This is a genomic window from Sphingomonas sp. NFX23, from assembly GCF_049887795.1.
Lineage (GTDB): Bacteria > Pseudomonadota > Alphaproteobacteria > Sphingomonadales > Sphingomonadaceae > Sphingomonas.
The window spans coordinates 435410-454358 of the sequence record NZ_JAGEKH010000004.1; the positions used below are offsets into that span (position 1 = coordinate 435410).

At 66.8% G+C, this 18949-nt stretch carries 17 protein-coding genes; 9 read left to right on the forward strand and 8 right to left on the reverse strand.

Annotated features, from left to right (window positions below):
- Window positions 1-4: 4 nt before the first annotated feature.
- Both J4O76_RS12900 and J4O76_RS12905 read left to right on the forward strand, forming a co-directional pair.
- Complete coding sequence (locus J4O76_RS12900) at window positions 5-2791, forward strand: filamentous hemagglutinin N-terminal domain-containing protein (RefSeq protein ID WP_426282238.1); 2787 nt, start codon at window positions 5-7, stop codon at window positions 2789-2791.
- 1 nt (window position 2792) lies between these two features.
- Window positions 2793-3506 (forward strand): L,D-transpeptidase, encoded by a 714-nt coding sequence (locus tag J4O76_RS12905; protein WP_426282239.1) that lies wholly within the window; start codon window positions 2793-2795, stop codon window positions 3504-3506.
- Window positions 3507-3647: 141 nt separating this feature from the next.
- Here J4O76_RS12905 and J4O76_RS12910 read toward each other — a convergent pair whose 3' ends face one another.
- Window positions 3648-4364, reverse strand: a complete 717-nt coding sequence (locus J4O76_RS12910) for a prolyl hydroxylase family protein (RefSeq protein WP_426282240.1) — start codon at window positions 4362-4364, stop codon at window positions 3648-3650.
- Between the two features lie 273 nt (window positions 4365-4637).
- On the opposite strand from J4O76_RS12910, the gene J4O76_RS12915 reads away from it, so the two are divergent.
- The 3 genes from J4O76_RS12915 to J4O76_RS12925 all read left to right on the forward strand — a co-directional run bounded on the left by J4O76_RS12915 (window position 4638) and on the right by J4O76_RS12925 (window position 7659).
- Entirely contained in the window at window positions 4638-4769 is a 132-nt protein-coding gene (locus J4O76_RS12915; RefSeq protein WP_426282241.1) for a hypothetical protein, read from the forward strand.
- A 95-nt stretch (window positions 4770-4864) separates the two neighbouring features.
- Window positions 4865-5308, forward strand: a complete 444-nt coding sequence (locus J4O76_RS12920) for a hypothetical protein (RefSeq protein WP_426282242.1) — start codon at window positions 4865-4867, stop codon at window positions 5306-5308.
- A gap of 182 nt (window positions 5309-5490) precedes the next feature.
- Window positions 5491-7659: a histidine kinase dimerization/phosphoacceptor domain -containing protein gene (locus J4O76_RS12925; RefSeq protein ID WP_426282243.1), complete on the forward strand. Its 2169-nt coding sequence runs from the start codon at window positions 5491-5493 to the stop codon at window positions 7657-7659.
- Window positions 7660-7663: 4 nt separating this feature from the next.
- Here J4O76_RS12925 and J4O76_RS12930 read toward each other — a convergent pair whose 3' ends face one another.
- Entirely contained in the window at window positions 7664-8581 is a 918-nt protein-coding gene (locus J4O76_RS12930; protein ID WP_426282244.1) for a hypothetical protein, read from the reverse strand.
- Window positions 8582-8670: 89 nt separating this feature from the next.
- Window positions 8671-9876, reverse strand: a complete 1206-nt coding sequence (locus J4O76_RS12935) for an MFS transporter (RefSeq protein WP_426282245.1) — start codon at window positions 9874-9876, stop codon at window positions 8671-8673.
- Window positions 9877-9976: 100 nt separating this feature from the next.
- Here J4O76_RS12935 and J4O76_RS12940 point away from each other — a divergent pair, with 100 nt between their 5' ends.
- The 3 genes from J4O76_RS12940 (at window position 9977) to J4O76_RS12950 (ending at window position 12624) form a co-directional block, all read left to right on the forward strand.
- Entirely contained in the window at window positions 9977-10885 is a 909-nt protein-coding gene (locus J4O76_RS12940; RefSeq protein ID WP_426282247.1) for a LysR family transcriptional regulator, read from the forward strand.
- Window positions 10886-10954: 69 nt separating this feature from the next.
- On the forward strand, window positions 10955-11728 hold the full coding sequence (locus J4O76_RS12945; RefSeq protein WP_426282249.1) for an SDR family NAD(P)-dependent oxidoreductase: 774 nt from the start codon (window positions 10955-10957) through the stop codon (window positions 11726-11728).
- A complete protein-coding gene (locus J4O76_RS12950) occupies window positions 11728-12624 on the forward strand; it encodes a glycosidase (RefSeq protein WP_426282446.1) in 897 nt (298 codons plus the stop codon). Before J4O76_RS12945 ends, J4O76_RS12950 begins: the two co-directional genes overlap by 1 nt.
- A 47-nt stretch (window positions 12625-12671) precedes the next feature.
- On the opposite strand, the gene J4O76_RS12955 is transcribed toward J4O76_RS12950, so the two are convergent.
- Entirely contained in the window at window positions 12672-12893 is a 222-nt protein-coding gene (locus J4O76_RS12955; protein ID WP_426282251.1) for a hypothetical protein, read from the reverse strand.
- A 232-nt stretch (window positions 12894-13125) separates the two neighbouring features.
- Between J4O76_RS12955 and J4O76_RS12960 the strand changes: the two genes are divergently transcribed.
- Window positions 13126-13623 (forward strand): DUF2141 domain-containing protein, encoded by a 498-nt coding sequence (locus J4O76_RS12960; RefSeq protein ID WP_426282252.1) that lies wholly within the window; start codon window positions 13126-13128, stop codon window positions 13621-13623.
- Between the two features lie 4 nt (window positions 13624-13627).
- On the opposite strand, the gene J4O76_RS12965 is transcribed toward J4O76_RS12960, so the two are convergent.
- Genes J4O76_RS12965 through J4O76_RS12980 form a run of 4 tightly spaced genes read right to left on the reverse strand, consistent with a single transcriptional unit; the run spans window position 13628 to window position 18905 of the window.
- Window positions 13628-16015: a TonB-dependent receptor domain-containing protein gene (locus tag J4O76_RS12965; protein WP_426282253.1), complete on the reverse strand. Its 2388-nt coding sequence runs from the start codon at window positions 16013-16015 to the stop codon at window positions 13628-13630.
- Window positions 16002-17015 carry a FecR family protein gene (locus J4O76_RS12970; RefSeq protein ID WP_426282254.1) on the reverse strand — a complete coding sequence of 338 codons (1014 nt, stop codon included), beginning with the start codon at window positions 17013-17015 and terminating at the stop codon, window positions 16002-16004. Before J4O76_RS12970 ends, J4O76_RS12965 begins: the two co-directional genes overlap by 14 nt.
- Window positions 16987-17544, reverse strand: a complete 558-nt coding sequence (locus J4O76_RS12975) for an RNA polymerase sigma factor (protein WP_426282256.1) — start codon at window positions 17542-17544, stop codon at window positions 16987-16989. The genes J4O76_RS12970 and J4O76_RS12975 overlap by 29 nt, the downstream gene beginning before the upstream one ends.
- On the reverse strand, window positions 17541-18905 hold the full coding sequence (locus J4O76_RS12980; RefSeq protein ID WP_426282257.1) for a lipopolysaccharide biosynthesis protein: 1365 nt from the start codon (window positions 18903-18905) through the stop codon (window positions 17541-17543). Before J4O76_RS12980 ends, J4O76_RS12975 begins: the two co-directional genes overlap by 4 nt.
- Window positions 18906-18949 lie beyond the last annotated feature (44 nt).

Consider the following 18949-nt stretch of genomic DNA (forward strand, 5'->3'; position numbering starts at 1 on the left):
GCACATGACCCCCATCCCTTCGTCGATCAGAAACACCCGTCGCCCCGCTCCCACCGTCACGCGTACCAAGCGAGGCGGGTTGTTCGGCACGACCGGCCTCGCGCGGTTTGCCTGGCTGATCGGGTTCAGCCTTGCGGGCACGATGGCGGCGCGCCCGGTCGAGGCGCAGACGCTACCGACCGGTGGCGAAGTCGTCGCGGGCCAGGCGAGCATCGCGACCGGCACCAAGTCGCTGACCGTGACGCAGACCAGCGACCGCGCGGCGATCAACTGGCAGTCCTTCTCGATCGGCAAGGGCAAGAGCGTCGTCTTCGAGCAGCCGACCAGCAGCTCGGTCGCGCTGAATCGCGTGCTCGGCTCGGACCCGTCGGTCATCCTCGGCAATCTGTCGGCGAACGGGAAGGTGTTCCTGGTCAACGCGAACGGCATCCTGTTCGGCCAGACCGCCAACGTGAACGTCGGCGGGCTCGTGGCCTCGACGCTGAATATTTCCGACGCCGATTTCCTCGCGGGCAAGAACAGTTTCGCGGGCACGAGCGGCGCGAGCGTGCAGAACGACGGCACGATCACCGCGAAGAACGGCTATGTCGCGCTGCTCGGCGCGAACGTCGGTAACGGCGGCGCGATCAAGGCGAACTTCGGCACGGTCGTGCTGGCGGGTGGCGAGGCGATCACGCTCGACGTCGCGGGTGACGGGCTGCTCAACGTCGCGGTCGACAAGGGCGCGGTCGGCGCGCTGGTCCGCAACGGCGGGCTGATCCGCGCGGACGGCGGCAAGGTCGTGATGACCGCGCAGGGTGCGGGCGACCTGCTCCATACCGCGGTCAACAACACCGGCATCGTCGAGGCGCGCACGTTGCAGAACCGCGGCGGCACTATTCTCCTGCTCGGCGACATGAAGACCGGCACCGTCAGCCTTGCCGGCACGCTCGACGCGAGCGCACCGGTCGGCGGCAATGGCGGCTTCATCGAGACGTCGGCGGCGACCGTCAACGTGGCGGACAGCGCCAAGGTCTCGACCTACGCACCGGGCGGCCTGACCGGCACATGGCTGATCGATCCGCAGGATTACGTGATCGGCGCAGGGGGCAACATCTCGGGCTCGACGCTGTCGGCGCAGCTCGTCACGACGAGCATCACGATCAGCACGATCCCCGCTGCAGGCGACACGACCACCGGCAATGGCGACATCTTCGTCAACGATGCGGTCGCCTGGACCGCGTCGGGCGTACCGACGACGCTGACGATGAACGCGTTTCGCGACGTCAACATCAACGCGCCGATCACCGCGACCAACGGCAACATCGTCGCGTGCTGTGGCCGCGACGTGAACGTCAACGCGGACCTGACCACGACCAACGGCAGCATCCTGCTCAACGCCGGGCGCAACGTGCAGGTGTTCCACGCGATCACCACGACCGACGGCAACATCGCCTTGTGCGCAGGGCATGATGTGATGATCGACGCGGCGGTGACGCTGACCCGCGGCACGACGATCCCCGCGCAGAGCCTCGGCCTGCCGGTAGGCCTCACGCTGATCGCGGGGTCGGACGGCACCGGGCCGGGCGTCAACGGCGGCACGATCGTGTTCTCCGCGCTGTCGCCGCCGACCACGGTCACCGCGGCGCCGGTATCGATCAACTACAACCCGGTCTCGTACACAACGCCGACCGACTTCTCGACCGAGTTCGTCCTAACCGAGGGCGCGGCGATCACGCAGCGGATGCTGCTGTTCCCGACCGCGCAGAAGGTCGCCGATGGCACCAATGCGGCGGTGCTGAGCGGGTTTAACACCAACGGCACGTCGGGGACGCCGACCGGCGTATCGCTGGTCGCCGGTCCGAACGCGACCGCGACGTTCGACAGCACCGGCGAAGGCACGGGCATCGGCGTCAGCTTCAGCGGCTACACGCTGACCGGCGCGAACGCGAACCAGTATGCGCTGGCGAGCTCGTGCTGCGTCGCCGGGTTCCGGACGACGGGGACGATTACGGCTGCCGCACCTGCGCCAGCGCCTGCTCCGGCGCCTGCTCCGGCGCCAGCGCCTGCCCCGGCTCCAGCTCCAGCGCCCGCCCCAGCTCCAGCGCCCGCTCCGGCGCCAGCGCCTGCTCCGGCACCAGCGCCCGCTCCGGCACCAGCGCCCGCTCCGGCACCAGCGCCTGCTCCGGCACCAGCGCCCGTCCCGGCTCCAGCGCCCGCCCCGGCTCCAGCGCCCGCCCCGGCACCAGCGCCCGCCCCGGCACCAGCGCCTGCCCCGGCACCATCGCCTGCTCCGGCACCAGCGCCTGCCCCGGCACCAGCGCCCGCTCCGGCACCATCGCCTGCTCCAGCGCCCGCCCCAGCTCCAGCGCCCGCTCCGGCACCGGCGCCCGCCCCGGCACCAGCGCCCGCCCCGGCACCAGCGCCCGCCCCGGCACCGGCGCCCGCCCCTGCACCAGCGCCTGCTCCGGCACCGACACCAACGCCGACGCCAACCCCGACGCCTCCGCCAGTACTCGCGCCGCCCCCTACCGCGACGCCGCCCCTCACGCCCGTCCCGAACCTGCCCACTGCTACGCGGCCGTTTCTGGAGGTTCCGCCGGTGACGGTGCGCGTACCGACGCCGCCGACGATCGAGGTGGTCGAGGGTGGCGTGACGTATCCGACGCCAGAACGGCCCGGCACCGTGATCGTAGAAACACCCGAAACGCCGCAGGTCGTGCAACCGGTCGTCGAACGCCCGTTCGTGCAGCCTACGCCGCCCAATACGCCAGCCGTGCCCAATTATCCGCGGAAGCAGGCGCGTCATTGAGATGATCGGAACCGCGCGGCGCGGCGTCTCGGCGCCCGCTCGCTGGTTTTCGCGCTGGCAGGCACTGCTCGGCTGGGGAATCGTTGCGGGCGCCGCCGCCGTACCGGGCATCGCGGCGTCCCCCGCGCCGGCTGCTATTGTCGCGACCGCGGCGCCGGACGATGCCGGCCGGTTCGGCGGCGTGGCGACGTCCGAAGACGTGCGCGACACGGTGAACTGGGTGTCGAAGTCGCACGACAATCACGCGCTGCCGTTCGTCGTGATCGACAAGGTAAATGCGGTCGTGCTCGCGTTCGATGGCAGCGGCAATTTACGCGGGCGGGCGCCGGCATTGCTCGGGATGGCACGCGGCGACGCCAGCGTGCCGGGTATCGGCCAGCGCAAGCTAGCGACGATTACGCCCGCCGAGCGCACCACGCCGGCCGGTCGCTTCCAGGCCTCGCTCGGGCGCGATTTCGAACAGGATATCCTGTGGATCGACTATGATGCCGCGCTGTCGCTGCACCGTGTGATCAAAGGGCGCCGCGTCGACGATCGCGCCGGACGGCTCGCATCGGCGACACCGAGCGACAACCGGATCTCATATGGCTGCGTGAATGTGCCGCCGGGATTTTACGACGATGTGGTGAAGCCGTTGTTCACCGGGACCGTCGGAATCGTCTATATCCTGCCAGAAACGAAACCGCTCCGGACCGTGTTCGCCGTGCCAAACTGACGCTTGATCCTGCCCCGCCAGAGGGAGGTGGCTGGCGCTTGCCAGACGGAGGGGGAGGACACGGAACGGGCCTGATCGTGCCCTCCCCCTCCGTCGCCTTCGGCGCCACCTCCCCCTTGCGGGGGAGGATCAAACGTTACGTCACTGACACCAAGGCCGTTCGCGGTACCATTTCGTCAGGACGTACTTCACGCCCTGCTCGACCGGCATGCCCTGGTGGAGCGACCCCAAGTTCGGCGCGCCATACTCGTCCATGTTGTTCCAGATCACGAGGTTGCCCGCTTTCGGCGCGATCATCACCCCCGCGGTCGGGTAGTTCGTCCGCCCTCCAGCCTCGGGCTCGTTGAGGAACGTCATCGCCGACCACGTTCGCTGGCCGCCCATCGTTACCTGGTCGAGCCAATAGGGCTGTTCGGTATCGAAGAAGTCGTGATGCGGCTTGAACTCCTGCCCTACCGCGTAACGCTGCCCCTGCAACGCCTCGCCGTAGCGCGGCTCGAGTCCCGTCAGCAGGTCGAGCTTGGTCTCGACCGCAGTCACGGGCGCGGGGCCGGGATAGAGGTAGCACGTCTCGCTGGTGCGGTGCGGAGACACCGGGGCATCGCCGACGACGGGCGACGGCACGCGATTGGCTTCGATGAGCGCGATCACCGCGGCGCATTCGTCGAGCGTGAGGAAATCGCGGACGATATAAAGCTCCATGCCGTTCGCCGGCATCCGGACCGTGCCGGGATAGCACAGGATCCGATCGCGCACCTGCTCGGCAGAGTTCGCCCTGCCAAGCGCTTCGATTTGACCATCGCGACGATCGGTGGATCGTGCGTCCGAATTGGCGCCTGGGCTGTCAAGATTAGTCATAAAGTCCGCAATACTCACAAGAATCACGATGAGGATTATGACTTGGATCTATAAAGCAGATTAAGTTTCGTACAACGTGCATCCTTATCAGATAACCGACGTTTATCATGTACGACCAACATAGGTTAGGCCGGTTGCGCGACTACATCGCGAACCGCAGCCCTCATGGATGCGCATAAGTCGCACCTACCGAAGAGTTCGGGAACATCCCCCGCTCCGCTGCCGGCGTGAGCCCTGGGTGACGCGATTGAACGACATCGGCGGAGACTATTCATGAACCCGAGATTTCTCGTGGGCGCTGGGCTTTGGTCCGGCGGGCACACCACCCTGGCGATCGCGACCGAAGCGCAGAACCAGCGCATCCCCCAGCGGATCAAGGACCGGCAGACCGAACGCTTTCGGTAGGCGCTCGCGGGTCGCGCGCTGAACGCCACCCCGACCCACCGACGTCCCCCATTCTGCTCTTGCTCGTCCTCGCGCCTCGCGGGGCCAGGATAGTCATGTTCAAAAATCTTCTCGCCGGCGCCGCCGCGGCGTTCCTCGCAGTCATCCCGCAACCCTCGGCCGCGCAGACGGTGGTATTGCCGGGCGCGCTCCTGCTCGCCGGCTACCGCGCGACCTGCGGACCGGTCGATACGATGATCCAGCCGATCAACGACATCGCCGCCGCGTATAAGGGCCGCATCATCCTCCACCCACGCGTCCTCGACCTGCCGCGCGCGCAGCAACTCTTCTGGTACACGCACGAATGCGCGCACCAGATCTTCGGTCCGGGCGAAGCCGCTGCGGATTGCTGGGCGGTGCAACAGGGCAAGATACAGGGTTGGCTCACACGAGACGAACTGGCGAAGCTCGCGGTAACGATGCGCTACTATCCTGGTGACGCCACGCATACCGACGGTGCAGCGCGGATCGTGGCGATGGACGCTTGCTTCTCACGATAGTCCAGCGATTCCGGCGTATAATAGAAACTCAAGACTGTGGTGCTAGTTCGGTATCGACAACGCAATAACACCCCCGGCTGATCCAGGTCGTTGACAAGATCGCACCGACGGCTTCTGTATCGTTAGCGTAACGATGCAGCTCTTTGCGGTGTCGGATCGCCTCCGTCTGGATTGCACCCGCCATGCCTGGTTCCCTACCCGAGGCGATAGACGGCGGTGCACGGTCGCACGGCCCGGACGTTTCCGCCTGCGACCGCGAACCGATCCACCGGCCTGGATCGATCCAGCCGCACGGCCTCGTCCTCGTTGCCGACGCCTGCACCTTCAAGATCATGGCAGGCGCGGGCGACATCGAAAATCTGCTGGCGCCGCAGTGGCTCGGCGCGAACCTCGACGAGTTGCTCGGCCAAACCGTCTCGGCGCAACTTGCGGCCAAGCCCAACGCCAGCACGGTCGTCCTTGCGCGCGTGATCGGTCTCGAAACGCCGTTCGACGCAATCGCACACCGCGTATCGAACACCATCGTCGTCGAACTCGAACCCGCCCCCATAGCGATGCCGTCCCCGATCGACGTTCTGGTGGAGATGGAGGAAGCCGCGGCGACGTTCGAACAGGCGTTCGGCCTGCGCGAACTGTGCGAACGCGCCGCCAGGACGTTTCGCCAGTTGACCGGCTTCGACCGGGTGATGCTGTACCGCTTTCTCGACGATGACGCCGGGGTCGTCCTGGCCGAGGACCGCGATCCCGCGCTCGGCAGTTTCCTCAACCAGCATTTCCCGGCGTCCGACATCCCGAAACAGGCGCGCGCGTTGTACGTCCGGAACCGCGTCCGCATCATTCCCGACATCGCCTATGAACCCGCATTGCTACGTCCAGCCGGTGCGACGCCGCTCGACATGAGCGATCTCGCGTTGCGCAGCGTATCGCCGATCCACCTGCAATATCTCGCCAACATGGGCGTCGCGGCGTCGGCATCGGTGTCGATCGTCCGCGACGGCACGCTGTGGGGCCTAGTCGCCTGCCACCATCCGACGCCGAAGTTCCTGCCACTGCATGTCCGCATGGCCTGCCGTGCGCTCGCCGGGAGCCTTGCCCGCCAGATCCGCGCGAAGGAGGATGCCGAACTCTACCGCGAGCGCATCCGGCTCCGCACCGCCGAGGACGCGGTCGTGCTTCGGCTCGGCAGCGACATCTCGCTCGCCGGCTTCTTCGCGACTGCGGGCGACGACATGTGCCGGATGCTCGGCGCCGACAGTTTTGCGGCGGTGCGCGGGACCGAATTGTTCGTCGCCGGTCGCTCCCCCCGCCATGACGACATCCGCGCGGTCGCCGCTCATGTGATCGATCTCGGCCGAGCGCTGCCCTTCTCGACGGATCGACTGTCCGAACAGCTGCCCGCCGCCACCGGCTTCCAAGATCTAGCCAGCGGCGTTCTCGCGGTGACGATGTCGACCGACGAGCCGACGATCCTGATCTGGTTTCGTGCCGAGCAGATCGAGGTGATGAACTGGGCCGGCAACCCGCACAAGAATCTGGGCGTCGATCCTCACATCCCGTTGACACCGCGCGCCTCGTTCGAAAGCTGGAGCGAGGCGGTCCGCGGCCGATCGGTATCGTGGACCTTGTTCGAGATCGAGGCGGCCGGGCGGCTGAAGCGGACGATGTTTGACGCCCGCCAGAACCGTCGCCTGTTCGAGGTGAACCGCGAACTGACCGCGACGATCGCCGACAATGAGAGCCTGTTGCTGCAGAAGGACTATCTCATCAAGGAGGTCCATCACCGCGTCCAGAACAGCCTGCAACTCGTCTCCGCGTTTCTTGGACTCCAGGCGCGAGCGGTCGGCGACGACGTGCTGACCGCGCATCTGGCGGAGGCGCAGCGACGGCTGTCGGCGGTCGCGATGGTCCACCGACGGCTCCATTCGGACGAGCATGTCCAGGCGGTCGATCTCGCGCGGTACATCGGCGACCTGTGCACCGAGATCAAATCGACGATGGACCGGTCATGGGGCGGCCAGATCGAACTCGAACTCGCGCCGATCCTGATCTCCACCGATCGTGCGGTCAGCGTCGGGCTGATCCTGACCGAGCTGGTGATCAACGCCAACAAATACGCCTATGCCGGTGCGTCGGGACCGATCACGATCGCGCTCGAACAGCATCGCAACCGCTTTCGGCTGATCGTCGCCGACCGCGGTCGCGGCAAGGCGAGTTCCGGGACCGGGTTCGGGTCGCGGATGCTCATGTCCATGGTCGCTCGGCTGTCCGGCACCATCGAGGAGGCCGACAACGATCCCGGCCTCCGCGTCACCATCGGCGCGCCGATCAACGACGACCTCCCGCACGCCTGATCCCCTACTCGGTCGAGCCCGTATGCATCAGGTGACGCACGTCGTCCGCGACCTGATTGTTGGCGCCGAGCCGCTCGATCAACTGCGCCTGACGGCTGCCCCGCAAGCCGGCCGTCGTCAGCTGCTTGTCGCGCACATAGGTGTAGACGCCGCTGACCGCGAACGCCTGGACATGCGCGATGTTCGCCTTCTGCGCGGCCTGCGTCGCGACGAAAATGTCGGACTCGAAGAAAGCGCGGCGTGTGAGCGGGCTCTCGAAGGCCAATTCGATCACCGCGATCAGTAAACGATCGGCCGGCACGAGATGATCGACATTGGGTGCAGGCGGCGCGGGCTCGGCGTTGTCGTAGCGGTCCGGCAAGTGCAGCCGCAGTTTCAGCACCGCAGGGTCAGCGGCGAGCGTCCGGGCAAACTCGGTCATGAACGTACCAAACGCGTCCGTATCGTCGCCCGCTGCGCCGAAATGGACGTGAATCCGGTCGAAGCCGTCGTCGCCATTGGGGATCGGATCCGCGATCCGGTCTACCAATGTGCGCGATCCGTTGGGCAGCGCATAGGCGACAGTGGCGGCGAACATGTTCTGTTCGTCGGCGAACAGGATGTGGCTCGCGGCGTTGAAGACGTCCTGGTCCGCCTTCGATGCGAAGCCGATCTCGACCCCGCCATCGAGTTCGTAGTCCGCGAACGGTGCGATACCGTCGATCACCGGCCAGAGGTGCGCGTCCTGCTCGCGGTTCAAATGGTTCTGGACGTACCAGCCGAGCCCCGGGATGCGCGAACACAGCGGACCATGGACGTCGCGCCAATAGGTCGCGAAAACTTCGTGCGGGACGCGGGGGCGGCGCAATACCGTCGTGTAGCTGTTGATGACGATGCTGGCATCGCGCTGTGCATAGTCGGTCGTGGTCGAGGCTTTGGGCATGACTGGGTTCCTGATGACGGAAGGGTCGAACGCGCGAAGACAGAATGCCGGGCCGGCGGGCGCGTAAATTCCCGCACGAAACCCGATCGTTACGCGATGCTCCGGGTCTTCACCCGGTTGACTATCGGCGTAACAAGCACCGCGAGGATGGCGATCGCGGCGGCGACATAGCCGACCGCGCCGAGCCCGAGGTGCTGGATCACCGAACCGCCGATGATCGCGCCGAGACCGATGCCGGCGTTGGCCATCGACACGTTGAGCGTGCCGGCCAGTGCCTGCGCGTGGCTTGCCGACTGCATTACGCGGACCTGGCAGATCGGGTAGAGCGCGGTGTTGGCGATGCCCCAGACGGCGAGCGCCACTGCGAGCCAGGCATGCGAGCCCGCGACTAGAGTCGTCGCTGCCATGCCGACCGCCAACACCACCGACGTGACCGCCGTCACGAGCAATGGCCCGCGACCGACGAACTGCCCGCCCAGCCAGTTGCCGGCGAGACCGACGATGCCGAAGCCCATCAGCCACCAGCCCACCTGCCCCGCCGGAATGTGCGCGATCTGCTCCAGCGTGTCGGCGAGATAGGTATAGGCGGTGAACATCGCGGTGAAGACGATCACCGACAGCACGACGTTGCCGAGGAAATACGGGTCCTTCAGGATGCGTGCCTGTTCGGCCAGCTTGACGCGCGCGGGGCGGGCCAGCGTCGGCATCACGACGAGCAACAGCACTGTCATCAGCAGAGACAGTCCCGACAATCCCCAGAACGTCCCGCGCCAGCCGAACGCGGTCGATGCGAGCGTCCCGAGCGGAATGCCGAGCACCATCGCGCCGGAAATCCCGAGATAGACGTTGGCGACGGCCTTGCCCGCCTTCTCAGGCCCCGCGAGTTCGCCCGCGGTCTCGCTCGCCGTGCCCCAAAACACAGGCAACGCCAGCGCCGGGAGGAACCGTGCGAGGCCCAGCACCCAGATGTCCGGAGCGGCCGCGGCGAGTGCGTTGGCGGCGGCGAAGATCACGAGGATCACGACGAACAGCTTTTTGCGCTCGAAATGCGACAGCATCGCGGTCAGGAACGGGCCGGCGAGCATCACGGTGAACGCGAACAGCGTCACGAGTTGCCCCGCGACCGTGATCGAGATGCCGAGGTCGCGCGACAGGCTCGGGAGCAGGCCGACGATGATGAACTCGGTCGTGACGATCACGAAGGCGGAGATCGCCAGCAGCAGCACCGCGAGGCCATGCCCGGCGGATTTTGCACCGGGCGGCGCAGCAGTAATGGGACGAACGGGGGACGACATTGGCAAACTCCTGTAGCTGCCGTCTCTACGCGCGACGAAAAGCGACGTCCTGCGGCATGTTTTCGCGTATGGCGGGACAATAATTCCAGAATGGACTCGCATGATTCCCTCCGAACGCCTCAAGGGCATCGAAGCCTTTGTCTGTACCGCCGACGCTGGCAGCTTCACTGCGGCCGGCGTGCGGCTGAACCTGACCAACTCCGCGGTCAGCAAGAGCGTCGCCAGGCTGGAGGCGCGGCTGGGTAGCCGCTTGTTCGAACGGACCACCCGTCGCCTGACGCTGACCGACGTCGGCGCCGCCTTCTACGAGACCTGCGTCCGCGTGCTCGAAGATCTTGCCGATGCCGAAGCGGTGCTGGCGGCGCACCGGTCGGAGATCGTCGGGCGGCTGAAGGTCGACGTGCCGATCGCGTTCGGGCGGATGCAGGCGATGCCGCTGTTGCTCGCCTTCGCCGAACGCCATCCGAATTTACGCCCGAGCATCACCTTCACCGACCGGAAGATCGACATCGTCGAGGAGGGCATCGACGTCGCGATCCGGATCGGCGCGTCGGAGCCCTGGGCGGACAATCTCGGCCACCGCTATCTCGGCAGCGAGCGCGTCATAATCTGCGCCGCCCCCGCCTATCTCGCACGGCGCGGGACACCGGCATCGGCGGACGATCTCGCGCGGTTCGACTGCATCCTGTACGGGCGCGGCGACGGCAGCACGATCAAGTGGCGTTTTGCCGACGGCGCTGGTGGCATCGACGAGCGCGCGATGGATGGCCGGATCGTCCTCGGCAGCGCGGAGGCTCAGGTCGGCGCGGTCAAGGGCGGGTTCGGTATCGCGCAACTGGCGACCTGGCTGATCGAGGACGAACTCGCGCGTGGCGAACTGGTCGAGGTTCTTCCTGAACTGGCGACGGCGGGGCTTCCGCTGCATCTCGTCTGGCCCCGTCGGCGGCAGCTCAGTCCGAAGGTGGATGCGCTGCTCGACGCACTGACCAGTGGCCTTCGGATTGCATGACGGCGAGGTGAAAAGCGCGTCATCCCGCCATTTCCTGCAACTCGGTGTGGCGTTGCCGGTTGGGGAAAGATGACCATCTTCAACGATCAAATCGCTATCGTCACTGGCGGTGAATCCGGCATCGGTGCCGCCTGCGCCAAGGCGCTCGGCGAGGCCGGCGCGCGTGTCGTCATCACCTATTTCAAGGACTCCGCGGCGGCGCAGACGGTATGCGCGGCGATCGGCGGATCCGACCGCGCCATCGCCGTCCAGGCCGACGTCGGCGACGAAACCGCGATCGAACATTTGTTCGCGCAGGCGGAAGCAGCGTTCGGCACGGTCACGCTGCTCGTCAACTCCGCGGGCCTCAACATGAGCGGCGTCATGCTGGTGGGCATGGAACTGTCCCAATTCGACCGGGTCATCCGCTCCGACCTCTACGGCCCGTTCCTGACGTGTCGCCGCATGGTCCGTGCTCTGGAAGCCAAGGATATCAAGGGCCGCATCGTCAACATCTCGTCGATCCACGAACGTGCCCCGCGGCCCGGCGGCGTCGACTATGACTCTGCGAAGGGCGGCCTGTCGCAACTGACGGCGACGCTGGCGCTCGAACTTGCGCCGAAGGGCATCGCGGTCAACGGTGTCGCACCGGGCATGATCCTGACGCCGATGAACCAGTCCGCGCTCGATCATCCGCAGGAACTCGCCGCCAAGGAGGCCGCGATCCCGTGGAAGCGTGCCGGACGACCAGACGAGGTAGCGTCGCTCGTGAAGTTCCTGCTGTCGCCCGCCGCGGACTATATCACTGGCACGACGGTGACGATCGACGGCGCGCTGTCGTTGACCGTGGCGCAGAGCGCGTGATGGTCACTTATGCGGTCGAGCAGCTCGACACCGTCGCGATCTCCGCCAATTCGGTGATCGACGGCATGGATTTGATGAGCCCGTTCGTCTGGAAGGAAGGCGACTTGTACCGGATCATGGTTCGCGGCGTTCCGCACCCGCTCGGGCCGCACGATCCGACCGGGATCATCGCCCGCGGCGAAAGCCGCGACGGGCTGTCGTTCACGATGGATCCGGGCTTAGCGATAACCCCCGGCCCCGGCGCGGAGGACATGGGTGGGTGCGAGGACCCGACCGTCCTGGTGACGCACGATCACGAATATCTGATCTACTACACCGGCGTCGATGCGGACCGCTCGCAGGGCTGCATGATCCTCGCCGCCGGCCGCGACCTGACGGCGCTGGTCAAAGAGGATCTGGTGCTCAAGGCTCCACCCGGCGAGGGCAACATCAAGGAAGCCACGCTGGTGCAGACGAGTGCCGGCGACTGGCGGCTGTTCTACGAATACGCCGCGGATGGTGCGTCGCGGATCGGCATGGCGGGCGGACCCACTGCAAAGGGACCGTGGACGGTGCTGCCCGATCCGTTCGGCATCCGCGAGGATAGCTGGGACAATTGGCATCTGTCGACGGGGCCGATCTGGCAGATGGAGGGTGCTGACCCGGTAATGTTCTACAATGGCGCGACGCATGATGCGCGGTGGCGGATCGGGTGGATCAGCTTCAGCCCGGATCTCGCGCGGGTGACGGGGCGCGGGTTGGAACCGCTGCTCGTGCCGCCGCCTGCGCTGAGCCGCGAGGCGACAGATATAGCGTTCGCCGCCTCAACCGTCGCGGAAGGCGACCGGATTGCATTATATTATTCGCTCGAGGATCGCATGCTGAGACGCGCGTTGATCGGACGTTATAGCCACTGACTACGGAGAAGGGTCGCGAGCGGCGTACCGTCCGCGACCCTTAATCATCAGCCGTGGGCGCGCGCTGCGGCTTTCTGTGTGCGTGCCTGCTTGGCGTAGTGGTGATGCGCAACGACGCAGCCGATGGCGGCACCGGCAACCGCATGGCCCTTACCGACGAAATGCCCGCCAACGCCGCCAGCGGCAGCGCCGCGGATGCAGCCCTTCGCCAGCACGGGCGACGCCGTCATCGCGAGGAGCGGAAGAGCGAGAAGGGTGGTGAAGCGCATGGCGGTATCCTTGAAAGCACTGCAGGAAGACCTGAAATACCGTCCAAGCCGCCACCGTGTTCCGTGAGAAATTCGTCATGTTCGCCATGCGCGAGGGTCTCTCCAACGGTACGAACTGTCCGCCGTAAGATATTGAAGATGCGGTAGTCCTGTAACGAGCGGCACATTCACCGATCCGGGTACGACGCGCCCGCGTTGCACCCCGATCCGAAAGAGTCGAAAGCCACGAACCATGATTGCCCTGTATCTCGCGGCGTTGTCGATGACGCCCAACGCCACCTTGAAACCGATCGGTCCCGACGCTGCGAAATGCACGGCGGGCAGTACCCATCCGGCGATGCTGGTCGTCGTCGAGGGCTTCAAGGTCCGCACCGGAACCGTTCGTGTCCGCACGTTCGGGGGATCGCCCTCGACGTATTTCGACAAGAAAAAGACGCTGTTGCGCACCGAAGTTCCGACGCCGCGCGAAGGCCGGGTCGCGATCTGCATGCCGGTCGATCGGCCGGGCGTCTATGCGGTCGACGTCCGCCACGACATCAACGCCAATGACAAGACCGACCGCAGCGACGGCGGCGGTGCATCGGGCAACCCGCACGTCACGCTGTTCGACATGCTGTTCTCGCGCAAGCCCGATCCGAAGATCGTCCAGGTGCGTGTCGGATCGGGTACGACGGTCGTGCCGGTCACCCTCACCTACCTGCAAGGCGGATCGCTGCAGCCGATCCGCTGATCGATCACCAGCCGATCGCGCCGCCCAGCCGGAACGTGCGCGGGCGCAGTGGCGTGTATTCGTTACGCGCCGCCAGCGCGAACGGGTTGCCGCCCGCAAAGCGGTCTCCCTTCACGTCGAACACATTCTCGACGGTGGCGGTCAGACGAATGTTGTTCCTGCTCCACGTACTGCCGAGGTGCGTGCTGCCATATTCCCCCTGTGACACGTCGAGCGGGGCCTGCGTCCCGACGGTCGACCGGCCGACGTAGCGCCAACCCGCGTCGACGCTGGCGTGCGTATCGGCGCTGAGCGACCATTCATAGCCGACGCTTCCCGACACCGCGAATGGCGGCGTGTTGGGCAGTCGTGCGCCGACCTGCCGGCGTAGTGCGGGGTCTGCGTCGGCGACGTGGGTCTCGTTGAGGAACATCGCCATGTCGACCTTCAAGCCGGTCAGCGGCACCCAGTTGGCGCTCGCCTCAAGACCATAGATGTGGCTGTTGCCGAGATTGGTGGTGAACGGAAAACCGGATTTGTCGACCAGATCCGCCTGGATATGCCGCCAGTCGGTCAGTGAAGCACCGATCGATGCGGAAAGCCCAAGCGGTCCATGCCGCTCCTTGCGCAGGCCGATCTCTCCAACGTGAATGGTATCGCGAACGAGATCGGTAACGCGGCCGACGCCCGGCGCCACGGTGATCCCGCCGGTCCGAAAACCCGATTGGTAGCGCGCATACGCTGCCAGCGTCGGGGTCAGCAGCCAGGATACGCCGAGCGTCGGATCGAGTCGGGTCGAACTTAGTCCGCGAATGTATGTCGTCGTCTTGAGTTTGGCGATCGGGTCGCCGTCGGTGCGCTGATGCGTCAGTCGTGCACCTGCGGTGATCGTCAACGCCGGGCTGATCGCGATCCCCGCTTCGCCGAACACCGCTGCGTCGAGCGTCCGATTGGTGACGCCGACGATGTCGCGCAGCTTGTCGGGCGCGCCGTATTTGCGTGCATAGGCGTCGCGCGCGTGAATGAGCGCGACGCCGACCAGCCAACCGGCGCCGTTCGGCTCTGCGCGGGAGAGGCGTGTCTCGTGCGAGAACAAGCGGCTGCGTTCGTCGGTGTCATAGGCGATCGGCGCGTTCGGACGGATCGGCCGCGTGGCGTCGAACCGGCTCTCCGCATCGCGGTGGACGAACCCGGTCGCCGAGACGAGGTGCAGCCCGTCCTCCCAACGCCTGTCGACCACGACACGCCCGAGGAAATATTGCTGGCTGAATGGCTGCGCGAGCAGGGACGCGCGAGAGAGCGATCCCATTCCGCGCTCGGCATATTGCAGGTCGGGGGCGGTCAAATCCTGGATCACGACGCCCGCGTCGACCGTCCACCCGCTTGCCGGAACGACACGTACGTCCAGGCGTCCGCCCGTCGTCGCAACGCGGTTGACGTTGCGCAGGCCGCGGCGGATATCGTCGATATAGCCACCTTCGACGACCCGGTAGCCGACCGCGCGTACGCCAGCGACGCCAGCCTTGATCGGTATGTTGACCATCCCGGCGATATCGCCGCCCGGATCGCCCGACTTGGTCGCGCTAACGCCGCCCGACACATTGGCCGACACCCCTGACAGATCGACCGCGTGCGGCACCAGCCGGACGATTCCCCCGATCGCGCCTGCGCCGTACAGCGTGCCCTGCGGCCCCTCGAGGACTTCGACCTGATCGACGTCGTACAGGTTGAGGCCGGGTTCGGGACCGTTATACGCGACCGGCACTTCGCCAAAGTAGACGTTGGCGGTCGATTGCGTCGGTCCGGTGAAGCTGCTGTCCGCGACCCCGCGGATGAACAGCTTGTTGCGACCCGCACCCAACGCCGTGCTCTGCAGGATCGGTGTCGCGGCGATCGCCTCGTCCATGCCGTTCGCGGCATCGTTGCGGATGTTCACGGCGCTTGCCGGGCGCAGGATCGTGAGCGCGCCGGGAAAGCGTAGTCGGGACGTCGCGCGCTTGGTCGCGGTGACGATGATTTCGGGCGACACTTCAACCGGCGATGGCGTCCGGGGGAGTCTCGGTTGGCGTTCGCGTGCGACCGGCTGGACGATGATCGGGCGACGAATAATCCGAAAGCTGCCCTCACCCAGTTTTTGCGCCGTGTACGGAGTGCCGGCGAGTATCTGGTCGAGCGCTGCACCCGCGGTCATTCGACCTTTTACGCCCCGCGTCATGACCCGCGTCAATCCGGGCTCCGCACTGCCGATGTCGACACCCGCCTGCTGCGCAAGTACCGCGATCGCGCGATCGAGCGTCCCCGGCGCAACGGCGATCGCCCGCCGCTCCGCTGCGCGAGCGGGAGTAGACAGCGACGGCGTAATCAGGGTGGCGGCGATGAGCGATACTGCCAGGTTGATTTTACGGACCGGCATGGCCCCCAAACAGACGCCAGCGGCCATTAACATGCTCTGCCCTCGCGCCGATCAGCGCTGCCGCGCGCGGGATCAGGCTGTCGGCTCCGCCCGTCACGCCGATCGATCCGGTGAACCGCGTTTCCGCCAGTCCGGGATCGACGCGCACGACCGTACCGGTGCTGCGTTCCAATGCTGCGGCGACGAGGCGAACCGGCGTCTGCTGGAATACCAGCCGGCCTTTACGCCAGCTGCCGACGTCGTCGATCGCGATACCCGACATCCGTGGCGCGCCGCCATCGACATGCGACAGCGCCGCACCCGCGGTCAGCATGATGCGTTCCTGTTCAGGCTGGAACATCACCGCACCCTCGGCAACCTGGACGCCGAGATGCGTGCCGACGCGGGCGACGTTGAAGACGGTGCCGACGTCCTGCAACCGCATCGTGCCCGATTGGACGACGAAGGGATGCGCGACGTCGTGCGTGACCCGGAAGATCGCTTCGCCGCGTTCCAGCGTGACGAGACGCGAACTGCTGTCGTCGACCGCGAGCCTGGTGCCGCCGTTCAGGTCGATACGGCTGCCGTCGGCAAGCGTCACGCTGCCGCGAACCCCGGCGGGCGTCTCGATGATCCGCGCCGCCGTCTTTGACGGGTTTTCGAGCGGCAGCATGACGCCGACGATCCCCGCCGCCGCCAGTCCGCCGACGGTTCCCAGCATCCAGCGCCGCCGCGGCGTCGGTCGATCGTCATTGGCGGCAACCGGCGGTAGTGCTTGCGACCAGTCTGGCGGGCTCAGCGCGTCGGTCAGTTCCGCGTCCGCGACCGCCAGCGCGTCATAGGCACGGGCGTTTTGCGGGTCAGCATCCAGCCAGTCGGTGAACGCTGTCCATGCGCCACCATCGGCAGTCGGCAAACGGAGGTGCCACGCGACGGCGTCGGCCGCGGCGTGTTTGCCGTAGCCCGGGCCGTAATCGCCGTCCTTGCCCCACTCATCGACCATCGCGCTGGTCCTCCTCATGAGTGAGACGTCCTGCCTGCGGGATATCCGCACCGGAATTGCTCCGTTGCAAGTGAATTCGCAGGTACGCGCGGTGCAGCAGCTTTTCGACGCCACTGACGGTGATCCCCATCTGCTCGGCGATCGCCTTCTGCGGCAGGTCCTCGAACCGGTAGAGGCGGAACGCGGTCGCGACGCGATCGGGCAGGCCGGTGAGCGTCGCCTCGACCCGCCCGAGCCGTTCGCGCGCGATCAACGCGCGTTCGGCATCGGGATGCTCGTCGGCGGTCGCCTGCGTTTCCAGCCAGTCGGTGTCACGGTCCGCCCGCCGCGCCGCGCGACGACGGCGGTCGACCGCGATGTTGTTCGCCATCCGGCAGATATAGCCGAGCGGTTCGGCGATCGGGCCGCCGGTCACCGTCTCCAGCTTCAGCCACAGATCCTGCAACGCATCCTCCGCCTCCTCGACGCTGCCCAGCCGCGCGACGAGCAGCCGCAGCAGCATCGCACGCTCGGCGAGAAACACGGCACGGAGCCCGCCCAGGGTCATGCCGGGTCGGCCTTCGCATCGCGGCGGAACAGCACCGCAAGCGCGATGATCGCGGCGCCGTTCTGGAGCAGCGCGTGCCACCCTGCCCCGTCGGTCCCGAACGCCCACAGGATCGCGGGTAGCAGCGGGTAGAGCGCGAGGCTGGTGACGAGGCCGATGGTCATCGAGCGGCCCGGCAGTCCGAGTGCTGTCAGTCCCGAGGCCATTGGTGCGCTCGCGAGCCCTGCGGCACGCGCGCCGGCGATGAGGATCAGGAGGACCGTGCCGCCTTCGAAGCTTGCGCCACCGAGCGTGACCAGCAACCAGTCGCCTGCGAAAGCGAGGACCAGAACAATCGGCAGCGCCACTGCGAGCGCCAGTCCCGCACTGCGCCAGACCGTGTGCCGCAACGCCTTCAGATCGCCGCGCGCCACCTGGGCTGCGAGCACGGCGTAGCTTGCCTGGCTCAGCAGCACCGTCGGCTGAGCGAGCAACGACGTCGCGCGCTGCGTCAGTGCGAGCAACCCTGCCGCCGCCGGCCCGAGTAGCCAGCCAACAGTCAACGGCGCGAGGTTGGGCGCGAGTTCGCGGACCGTGATGTCGAAGTTCGTGATGAGGATGAAGCGCTTGAGCCCCTTGGTATCGCGCGCCGTACCGCGCCAAGGTCCGCGCAATGGTTCGCCGGCGGCAAGCTTGCGCCAGGCGACCCAGCCGAATCCCCACATCGCCAGCCCCTCGGCGACGGCGGCGACCAGCCAGACGGCGATGAAGCCGATCAGCCCGCCGCCCGCGAACCAGACTCCCAGCGCGCCGACCAGGCGGATCAGCGGCGACACCGCCTGGTGGATGCCGATCAGGTCGAACCGGTCGGCGATCTGCAGCAGTCCCTGCGGCGTCGCGCGGACCGTCGCGATCACCGCGAGCGAATAGGGAATGGCAATCCGGATCGTGTCGGGCGACCAGCCGAGCCGTGGTCCGATCAGCGGCACCAGCAGCGCCGCCACGACCACCGCGGCGGCACCGCAGCCGAGTTCGATCACCGCCATGAACCGGACGATCCGCGCGAACCCGGCCCGATCGCCCGCCTCCAGCGCGAGCCCGCCATACCGCACCACGCCGTGGAAACCGGAGAACGCCAGGACGCTGCCGATCAGCACGGCATAGGCGTTGACCAGCACCAGCACGCCATAATCGGCTGCGCCCAGCCGGTGCGTCACGAGTACGAGGTAGACGAGGCTCATGACGCCTGCCGCCGCCTTGCCGCCGAGCAAGTGGCCGAGGTTCGCCAGCACCAGCCACAGCCCCGACCGATCGCCGCGCCCCGCCCCAGCTTTGGCGGTATCCGCCTGCCGGGACGTCATACGGTGGAAAAGCGAACGCATCGCGAGCGCTTAGACGCCCAGCGTTGCGCCGACGAACGGAAAGT